Raw genomic sequence first — 8639 nt, 5'->3', positions numbered from 1 at the left:
TGCCTATGTGACGCTGATGAACGGGGTCGAGCCCTCGGACGCGCTGCGGGCCGAGCTGGAGAAATGGGTCCGCACCGAGATCGGCCCGATCGCCAAGCCTGACCTGATCCAATGGGCGCCGGGGATGCCCAAGACCCGCTCGGGCAAGATCATGCGCCGGATCCTGCGCAAGATCGCCGAAAACGACTACGCCACCCTCGGCGACATCTCCACCCTCGCCGAACCAGAGGTCGTCGACGACCTCATCAAAAACAGAATGAACAAAGGGTAGGGGGAACACCCTTTCCCGAAGCATCGCTCCTGCGGGCCTTTTCCTGCCCGCAGGCCGGGACCGGCTTGCCTGCGACAGGGCCGCCGCGACCCGTTTCGAACGCGCAGACAGCGTTCGCCAACCCTTTGGCGGACGAACCGGCATGATTGGCAGAGGAGGTGCCAGCCCATGGAACAGAATTTGGCGGAACGGATCGCCGCAAGTCCAAGCTATCAAAGATTGAAAACGACCCGGTCGCGCTTTGGCTGGACCCTGACCATCTCCATGCTGGTGGTCTATTACGGCTATATCCTGCTGATCGCCTTCAACAAGGACCTGCTGTCGGCCCGCATCGGCAGCGGCGTGATGACCTGGGGGATCCCGATCGGCTTTGGCGTGATCATCTTCACCATCGTCGTGACCGCCATCTATGTTCGCCGCGCGAACAGCGAATTCGACGCGCTAAGCGACCAGATCAAGCAGGGGCGCTGATGATGAACCGCACACTTTCGGGCGCAGGCGCCCTTGCGATGCTGATGCTGGCGCCGGGTGCGTCCCTGGCGGCCGACGTGATCCAGGGGGGCGCCAAGCAGGCGACGAACTGGACCGCCATCGCCATGTTCGCCGTCTTCGTGGCGGGCACGCTTTACATCACCAAATGGGCGGCCTCGAAGACCAAGTCGGCCGCCGATTTCTATACCGCGGGCGGCGGCATCACCGGCTTCCAGAACGGGCTGGCCATCGCCGGAGACTATATGTCGGCGGCGTCCTTCCTGGGGATTTCGGCTGCGGTCATGGTCTCGGGCTATGACGGGCTGATCTATTCCATCGGCTTCCTGGTCGGCTGGCCGATCCTGACCTTCCTGATGGCCGAGCGGCTGAGGAACCTGGGCAAGTTCACCTTCGCGGACGTGGCGGCCTTCCGGTTCGCGCAGACGCCGGTGCGGGTCTTTGCCGCGTCGGGCACGCTGGTCGTGGTGGCCTTCTACCTGATCGCGCAGATGGTCGGCGCGGGGTCGCTGATCCAGCTGCTGTTCGGCCTGGACTACTGGATCGCGGTGGTGATCGTCGGCGTCCTGATGATGGTCTATGTGCTGTTCGGCGGCATGACCGCGACGACCTGGGTGCAGATCATCAAGGCCTGCCTGCTGCTGGCGGGCGCGTCCTTCATGTCCTTCATGGTGCTGTGGAAATACGGCTTCTCGCCCGAGGCGATGTTCGCCGACGCGGTGCGCGTCAAGACCGACCTGGCCGCCGCCGCCCCCGACGCCACGCCGGAAACCGCCGCAGCCGCGGGGCAGGCGATCATGGGGCCGGGCACCTTCATCAAGGATCCGATCTCGGCCATCAGCTTCGGCATGGCGCTGATGTTCGGCACGGCGGGCCTGCCGCATATCCTGATGCGCTTCTTCACCGTGCCGAGCGCCAAGGAAGCGCGCAAGTCGGTGATGTGGGCGACCGGCTGGATCGGATACTTCTATCTGCTGACCTTCGTCATCGGCTTCGGCGCCATCACCCTGGTGCTGACCAACCCGGACTTCCTGGATGCCGAGGGCAAGCTGGTCGGCGGCAACAACATGGCGGCGGTGCATCTGGCCCATGCGGTCGGCGGCAACATCTTCCTGGGCTTCATCTCGGCCGTGGCCTTCGCGACCATCCTGGCGGTGGTGGCCGGGCTGACGCTGTCGGGCGCCTCGGCGGTCAGTCACGACCTCTATTCCACGGTCTTCAAGAAGGGCGCCGCCGACAGCGCATCCGAACTGCGGGTGTCGCGCATCACCACGCTGTGCCTGGGGGCGCTGGCGGTGATCCTGGGGATCGCTTTCCAGAACCAGAACATCGCCTTCATGGTGTCGCTGGCCTTCGCGGTCGCCGCATCGGCCAACTTCCCGGTGCTGTTCATGTCGGTCCTGTGGAAGGACTGCACCACCTGGGGCGCGGTGATCGGCGGTTTCGTCGGTCTGGCGCTGTCGGTCGGGCTGACGGTGGTCTCTCCCTCGGTCTGGGAGGCGACGATGGGCAATCCGGTCGGATCGGCACCGTTCCCCTATACCTCGCCTGCGCTGTTTTCCATGACGGCGGCGTTCCTGACGATCTGGATCGTGTCGAAGCTGGACAATGGCCGTCGCGCGCGCATCGACCGCGCGGGCTTCCTGGCGCAGCAGGTGCGGTCCGAGACCGGCATCGGCGCGGCCGAGGCCTCGTCCCACTGAAACCCTGCCGCGCCCCCTGGCCGGGGGCGCGGCCTTTTTCCCGCAGAAAGGCCCGGCATGTCCCGGATCGACGACTTCATCGCCACGATCCATCCCTATGACAGCCTGCCGCAGGACGAACGGGCGCGGGTCGCCCGTTCCTTCGGCCGCAGGCACTGGCCCGCAGGCAGCGTGATCTATCGCCAGGGCGAGGCGCTGCCGGGCATCTATCTGATCGAAAGCGGCGCGGTGCGTATCCTGGACGCCAGCGGCGACTGCGTGTCGGAACTTGGCCCACGCAATTCCTTTGGCGAACGGGGCCTGCTGCGCGACGGCCTGGCCGTCACCACCGCCGCCGTGACCACGGACGCGACCGTCCTGATGCTGCCCCGCGACGAACTGATGCGGCTGATCGACAGCCAGCCTGCGGTCGCGCGCTTCTTCGATCGGGGCGGGGCGCGGCCCAGCGACCTGGCGGTGCTGAAGGTGGGCGACCTGATCGGCGCCAAGCCGCCGCTCAGCTGCCCGCCCGACACCCCGGCCGTCGAGGCCGCCCGCGCCATGCGCGACGCGGGCGCGGGCAGCATCGGCGTGGTCGAGGGCGGGCGGCTGGTCGGGATCGCCACGATCCGCGACATGTCGAACCGCGTCCTGGCCGAGGGGCGTGACCCGCAGACCCCCATCGCCCAGGTGATGACGCCGGGTCCGATCACGCTGTCGCCGTCCGAACTGGGCTATGACGTGCTGAACATCATGCTGGAACGCCGCATCAGCCACCTGCCGGTGGTGGAACAGGGCCGCTTCGTCGGCATGGTCAGCCAGACCGACCTGACGCGGGTGCAGGCCCTGTCGGCATCCGCCGTGATCCGCGACATCGCGCAGGCCGCCGATGTGGCGGGCATGGCGGCGGCGACCGCGCGCATCCCCGGCCTGCTGGTGCAGATGGTCGGCGCCAATTACCGGCACGAGGCGATCACGCGGGCCATCACCGACATCGCCGACGCGGTGACGCGCCGCCTGCTGGCCCTGGCCGAGGCGGACCTGGGCCCCGCCCCCGGCCCCTGGCTGTGGGCGGCCTGCGGCAGCCAGGGCCGGCAGGAACAGACCGGGTTGTCGGATCAGGACAACTGCCTGATCCTGGGCGACGGTTGCGACCCGGACCATCCATGGTTCGCCGATCTTGCGCGCTTCGTCAGCGACGGGCTGAACGCCTGCGGCTATGTCCATTGCCCCGGCGACATGATGGCGACCAATCCGCGCTGGCGCCAGCCGCGCGCGGTCTGGCGGGGCTATTTCCGCGACTGGATCGACCACCCGAACCCCGAGGCGCAGATGCTGGCCTCGGTCATGTTCGACCTGCGCGCCATCGGCGGGGATGCGGCGCTGCTGGCGGGCTTGCAGCACAACACCCTTGCGCTGGCGGCCGAGAAGCCGATCTTTCTGTACAACATGATCGAGAATTCGCTGAAGCACCGCCCGCCCCTGGGCCTGATCGGCACCATCGCCACGCCGCGTTCGGGGCAGTACCGCAACCGCATCGACATGAAGCACAACGGCGTCGTGCCGGTGATCGACCTGGCGCGGGTCTATGCGTTGCAGGGGCGGCTGACCCCGGTCAACACCCGCGCCCGCCTGGTCGAGGCGCAGGCGGCGGGCATCATCGGCGGGCGTGGCGCGGCCGACCTGATCGCGGCCTATGACCTGATCCAGACCGCGCGGCTGGAAAACCAGGCCGCGCAGATCCGGGCGGGCGAAAGGCCGGGCAACCACCTGGCGCCGGCCGATTTGCCGAACCTGGACCGCAGCCATCTGCGCGACGCTTTCGTGGTGGTGCGGGGCGCGCAATCGGCGCTTGGCCATGGCAAGGGCTTGATGGGATGAAGGTCACGACCGGGCAGCCGGTCCGTCGTCTGAAGGAGGGGACGCCGATGGCAGACATTCTTGTGGTCGAGGACGAGGACAATATCGCCATCGCGCTGGATTTCCTGCTGTCGCGGGAAGGCCACAGCCACCGGCGCATGGCCACCGGATCGGGCGCGGTGGATGAAATCCGCGCCAGCCATCCCGATCTGGTGCTGCTGGACGTGATGCTGCCCGATGTCTCGGGCTATCAGATCGTGCAGGACGTGCGCGCCGATCCGGCGCTGAAGGATGTGCGGGTGCTGATGATGACCGCGCGCGGATCGGCGGTGGAGCGTCGCAAGGGGCTGGCGCTTGGCGCCGACGGCTTCATCGCCAAGCCGTTCGAGCTGTCGGAACTGCGCGCCGAACTGGCGCGGCTGCTGGCCGGGCCATGCTGACCGGGCTGCCGCTGCGGGTTCGCGTCCTGCTGATCTTCGCGGGCCTCGCGGCGGGCGTGGTGGCGCTGCTGGCCCTGGGCCTGTGGATCGCCGCCCGCGCCGCGCAGTCCGGCGACGCGGCAGGCGGGCTGCTGCAAGGCGCGCTGATCGCGGGCGGCGGGGCGGCGGCGATCATCGCCGGGGTCTGGTTCCTGTTCGACCGCAACGTCGCCCGGCCCATCGAGCTGCTGGCGGGGGGCCTGCGCACCGGCCAGACGCCCGAGATCCCCGAGGCGCGCTATCTGGCCGACCTCGGCCCCGCTGCCCGCGACGCGGCCGAGGCCCGCGCCCGCACCGCCGAGGCTCTGTCGGACGCCATCGCCGAACATGCCGCCGACCTGCAACGCGAAAAGCAGACGCTGGAATCCATCCTGGCCGATATCGGCGCGGGCGCGGTGATGACCGATGCGGGCGGCCGCGTGGTCTTTTACAACGCCGCCGCCGCGCGGCTGTTGCCCGGCATCGCGCTGGACCGGCCGCTTGCGCGCCATCTTGCGGGGGGCGCGCTGGAATCCGCGGCGGCGCGGCTGGCGGCGGGGGCGGCCTCGACCGACCTGACCTGCCTGACCACGGCCGGGCAGCGGCTGTGGGGCCGGATGCGCGCGGTCGAGGGCGGCACGCTTCTGATGCTGCGCGACCGCCCCGCCGAACGTCCCGCCCCGCGCGAGGCGCTGGAGCGCCTGCGCCGCCATGCCGCGACGCTGGTGCCGATGCTGGAGGCGCTGGACGGGCCGATCCCGCCCGCGCTTGCCCAGGCGATCCGGTCCGAAGGGCAGGGGCTTGCCGCCTCGGTGCGCGAACTGACCGACCGGATGACCGGCGACGCGCCGCAGGGCCGGGCGGGCCTGAACGAGCTTGCCGCAGGGCTGGACCTGTCGCCCGGCCAGCCGCCGCTGGCGCTGCTGGCGGACGCGGCGGCGCTGAACAGCCTCTTGCGCCATCTGGACCGGCACCTGCGCGCCCAGGGCATCGCGCCGCATGTGCGTGCCGAAGCCGAGGGGGCCGAGGCGCGCCTGTCGCTGGTCTGGACCGGCCCGCCGGTGCCGATCGGCCGTCTGGAAGCCTGGCTGTCGGAACCGCCCGACCCGATGCAGCCCGAACTGACCGGGCACGAGATCCTGGCCGCCCATGTCACCGGCCTCTGGCCCGAGGCGGACGGGGACGAGGCCCGGCTGGTGCTGCCCTTGCCCCTTGCGCCCGTGCGCGGCGACGAGGCCGGGCTGACCTACGACTTCGCCCTGTCGGGACGCAGCGCCGGATCCACCCGGCTGTCGGACCTGACCTGCGTGGTCTTCGACACCGAGACGACGGGCCTTGATCCCGCGACCGACCGGATCGTGCAGATCGCCGGGCTGCGCATCGCGCGCGGCCGCCTGACCGGCGAGCGGTTCGAGACGCTGGTCAATCCCGGCCGCCCGATCCCCGCCGCATCCACCGCGATCCACGGCATCACCGATGCGATGGTGGCAGGCGCCCCCGACATGACCGGCGCGCTGACGGCCTTCCACCACTTTGCCGAGGACGCCGTGCTGGTCGCCCATAACGCGCCCTTCGACATGGGGATGCTGCGCCGCGCCGCGCTGGAAACCGGGGTCTATTTCGACAATCGCGTGCTGGACACGATCCTGTTGTCGGCGATGGTCTGGGGCCAGTCGGCGCCGCATACGCTTGACGCGCTGACCGCCCGGCTGGGCATCGCCATCCCGCCCGAGGACCGCCACACCGCGATGGGCGACACCCGCGCCACCGCCGAGGCCTATCTGCGCCTGTCCGCCGCCCTGAAGGCCAAGGGCCTGGACGGGTTCGAGGATGTCCTGTCCGAGGCCAGCCGCCACCGCCGCCTGATCGAGGACGCCAACCCCCCGGCCGCCGCCGCATCCGTGGCGAACACCGTCAGCGCAGCTTTTCAAGCGCCGCCGTAAAGGACGCCATCCAGTCCGCCCCGATCGCATCCCGGTTGGCATCGACCACCGGCTGAAGCCGCTGGGCCAGGCGCTGCTGTTCTTCGGGCGTGACCTCGTTGATCTCCATGCCGTCGTCGGCAAGCGTGGCCAGCAGGCCCTCGGTCTGGCTGCGGGTCAGGTCGCGCTGGAAGTCGCGGGCCTCGGCGGCGGCGTCGCGGATGATCTGGCGTTCCTCGTCGTTCAGCTTGTCGAAGGACGGCTTGCCCATCAGCAGCACGACGGCGTTATAGGAATGGCCGGTCAGGCTCAGATATTTCTGGACCTCCTGGAACTTGTTCGCGTCAATGGCGGTCAGGCTGTTCTCGTGCCCGTCGATGGCGCGGGTCTCCATCGCGGTATAGACCTCGTTGATGGTCATCGGCACGGCGTTGGCGCCCAATTGGTTGAACATGTCGATATACAGCTTCGAGGGCTGGACGCGGATCTTCAGGCCGTTGAAATCCTCCCATCTGGTGATCGGGCGGATGCTGTTGGTGGTGTGGCGGAAACCCTGTTCCATATAGGCCAGCCCGATCAGGCCCTTGGGTTCCAGCTTCTGGAACAGTTGGGCGCCGATCCCGCCATCCAGGATCGCGTCGGCCTCGGCCGTGCTGCGGAACTGATAGGGCATGTCGATGGCCGAGAATTCGGGCACCATGCCCGCCAGCGTCGTGGTCGTGCCGATGGAAAAGTCCTGCGTGCCGCCCTGCAAGGCCGACTGCATCTGCAATTCGTTGCCCAGCGTCGCGCCGGGATAGACCTTGACCTCGATCTTGCCGCCCGATTTCTCGGCCACCAGATCGGCGAATCTGACCGCCGCCCGAGAGATCGGATGGGCGTCGGGAAGCGGCGTTCCCAGGCGCAGGACATGCTGGCCCACCTCGGCCCAGGCGGCGCCGGACATCATGGCCGTGGTCGCCAGAAGCGCGCAGATTTTCGTCAGTCGGGTCATCGAATGGCTCCTCCCATTTTCGATTGCTTTTCGGTCGCTTGCGGGACAGGGCGATAGATCCTGACCGCATTGTCGTGAAACAGCGCGCGGCGGGCGTTCTCGGACAGGCCCTGCGTCGCCTGATAGAATCCGTCGAAGATGGGGACGAAGCCGCCCACCAGGCTGTCGACGGGAAAATTGCTGGCGAACATGCACCGCTGCCAGCCGAAGATCGAAATCGCGTCCCGGATGATGGGGCCGTTGTCGGCCAGGCTCCAAGGCCGGTCCTTCAGCCCGATCCCCGAGATCTTCAGCACCACATTCGGATGCCGCGCCAGCCGCGCCATGTGCCGCCGCCATGCCTCCAGCCCTTCGGCGCTGCGGTCGGCGGGCAGGCCCGCATGGTTGAGAACGATCGTCGTCGCCGGAAAATCGGCGGCAAGGTCGGCTGCCGCGTCAAGTTCCCACCAGGGGGCTTGCAGGTCGAACATCAGGCCATGCGCGCCAAGCCGCGCAAAACCGTCGCGCCATCGCGGGTCGTCCATGCCGCCGGTCAGTCCGCGCCGGGCCTGGTCCGCCGAGGGCGCGGCGGCGGGTTTGTGGCGCAGGCTTCTGACCAGCGGAAACCGCGCCTGATCGGCGATCAGACGGGCGGCGTCCGCGCGATCCAGCCAGGCTTGCGCCACGACCGCATTGGGATAGCCATAGGCCGCGTGAAGGTCATGGGCATAGCGGGTCTCGCCCAGCGGGTCGCGCGGATCCCATTCGGTCTCGACATAGACGCTGCCCGCGACCTGGATCGGCGCGGCATCGGCCAGATAGTCGGGCGGCAGATAGCGCCTTCGGATCGGCCGGTAGTCGCCATAGCGGAAGGGGATGGGCGGCTCGTCCGACAGCCAGGGATGATAGTTGACCTGGGGATCCCAGAAATGCTGGTGGGCATCGAAGACCGGCCAGTCGCGGGGGATCTGCATTTCCGCCATC

The 8639-nt window shown here is 68.7% G+C and carries 8 protein-coding genes; 6 read left to right on the top strand and 2 right to left on the bottom strand.

The window, feature by feature from the left end:
• From PARHAE_RS09980 to PARHAE_RS09955, 6 genes are all read left to right on the top strand, one after another.
• A partial coding sequence (locus PARHAE_RS09980) for an AMP-binding enzyme (RefSeq protein ID WP_420899398.1) occupies window positions 1–271 on the top strand: 271 nt, incomplete at its 5' end.
• A 168-nt stretch (window positions 272–439) separates the two neighbouring features.
• Window positions 440–742 (top strand): DUF485 domain-containing protein, encoded by a 303-nt coding sequence (locus PARHAE_RS09975; protein WP_028720509.1) that lies wholly within the window; start codon window positions 440–442, stop codon window positions 740–742.
• A 2-nt stretch (window positions 743–744) separates the two neighbouring features.
• The gene (locus PARHAE_RS09970) at window positions 745–2463 is read left to right on the top strand and encodes a cation acetate symporter (protein WP_206436922.1); all 1719 of its coding nucleotides are present in this window, start codon (window positions 745–747) and stop codon (window positions 2461–2463) included.
• Between the two features lie 57 nt (window positions 2464–2520).
• Complete coding sequence (locus tag PARHAE_RS09965) at window positions 2521–4323, top strand: DUF294 nucleotidyltransferase-like domain-containing protein (protein ID WP_126154452.1); 1803 nt, start codon at window positions 2521–2523, stop codon at window positions 4321–4323.
• Window positions 4324–4370: 47 nt separating this feature from the next.
• Entirely contained in the window at window positions 4371–4742 is a 372-nt protein-coding gene (locus tag PARHAE_RS09960) for a response regulator transcription factor (RefSeq protein ID WP_028720512.1), read from the top strand.
• Window positions 4736–6703 carry a 3'-5' exonuclease gene (locus tag PARHAE_RS09955; RefSeq protein ID WP_126154451.1) on the top strand — a complete coding sequence of 656 codons (1968 nt, stop codon included), beginning with the start codon at window positions 4736–4738 and terminating at the stop codon, window positions 6701–6703. Before PARHAE_RS09960 ends, PARHAE_RS09955 begins: the two co-directional genes overlap by 7 nt.
• Here the strand turns inward: PARHAE_RS09955 and PARHAE_RS09950 are convergent.
• The gene (locus PARHAE_RS09950) at window positions 6675–7676 is read right to left on the bottom strand and encodes a TRAP transporter substrate-binding protein (protein WP_126154450.1); all 1002 of its coding nucleotides are present in this window, start codon (window positions 7674–7676) and stop codon (window positions 6675–6677) included. The genes PARHAE_RS09955 and PARHAE_RS09950 overlap by 29 nt on opposite strands.
• On the bottom strand, window positions 7673–8638 hold the full coding sequence (locus tag PARHAE_RS09945) for an amidohydrolase family protein (RefSeq protein WP_126154449.1): 966 nt from the start codon (window positions 8636–8638) through the stop codon (window positions 7673–7675). The genes PARHAE_RS09950 and PARHAE_RS09945 overlap by 4 nt, the downstream gene beginning before the upstream one ends.
• Between the last annotated feature and the right edge of the window lies 1 nt (window position 8639).

Source organism: Paracoccus haematequi (assembly GCF_900631945.1).
GTDB classification, from domain to species: domain Bacteria; phylum Pseudomonadota; class Alphaproteobacteria; order Rhodobacterales; family Rhodobacteraceae; genus Paracoccus; species Paracoccus haematequi_A.
The sequence above is the reverse complement of the archived record's forward strand: the minus strand, read 5'-3'. Positions and strand labels throughout refer to the sequence as shown.

Bases quoted from the DNA above. Each gene is read 5' to 3' on its own strand.
- PARHAE_RS09960 (WP_028720512.1), top strand. From the start codon at position 4,371: ATGGCAGACATTCTTGTGGTCGAGGACGAGGACAATATCGCCATCGCG.
- PARHAE_RS09970 (WP_206436922.1), top strand. From the start codon at position 745: ATGAACCGCACACTTTCGGGCGCAGGCGCCCTTGCGATGCTGATGCTG.
- PARHAE_RS09965 (WP_126154452.1), top strand. From the start codon at position 2,521: ATGTCCCGGATCGACGACTTCATCGCCACGATCCATCCCTATGACAGC.
- PARHAE_RS09975 (WP_028720509.1), top strand. From the start codon at position 440: ATGGAACAGAATTTGGCGGAACGGATCGCCGCAAGTCCAAGCTATCAA.
- PARHAE_RS09950 (WP_126154450.1), bottom strand. From the start codon at position 7,676: ATGACCCGACTGACGAAAATCTGCGCGCTTCTGGCGACCACGGCCATG.
- PARHAE_RS09945 (WP_126154449.1), bottom strand. From the start codon at position 8,638: ATGGCGGAAATGCAGATCCCCCGCGACTGGCCGGTCTTCGATGCCCAC.
- PARHAE_RS09955 (WP_126154451.1), top strand. From the start codon at position 4,736: ATGCTGACCGGGCTGCCGCTGCGGGTTCGCGTCCTGCTGATCTTCGCG.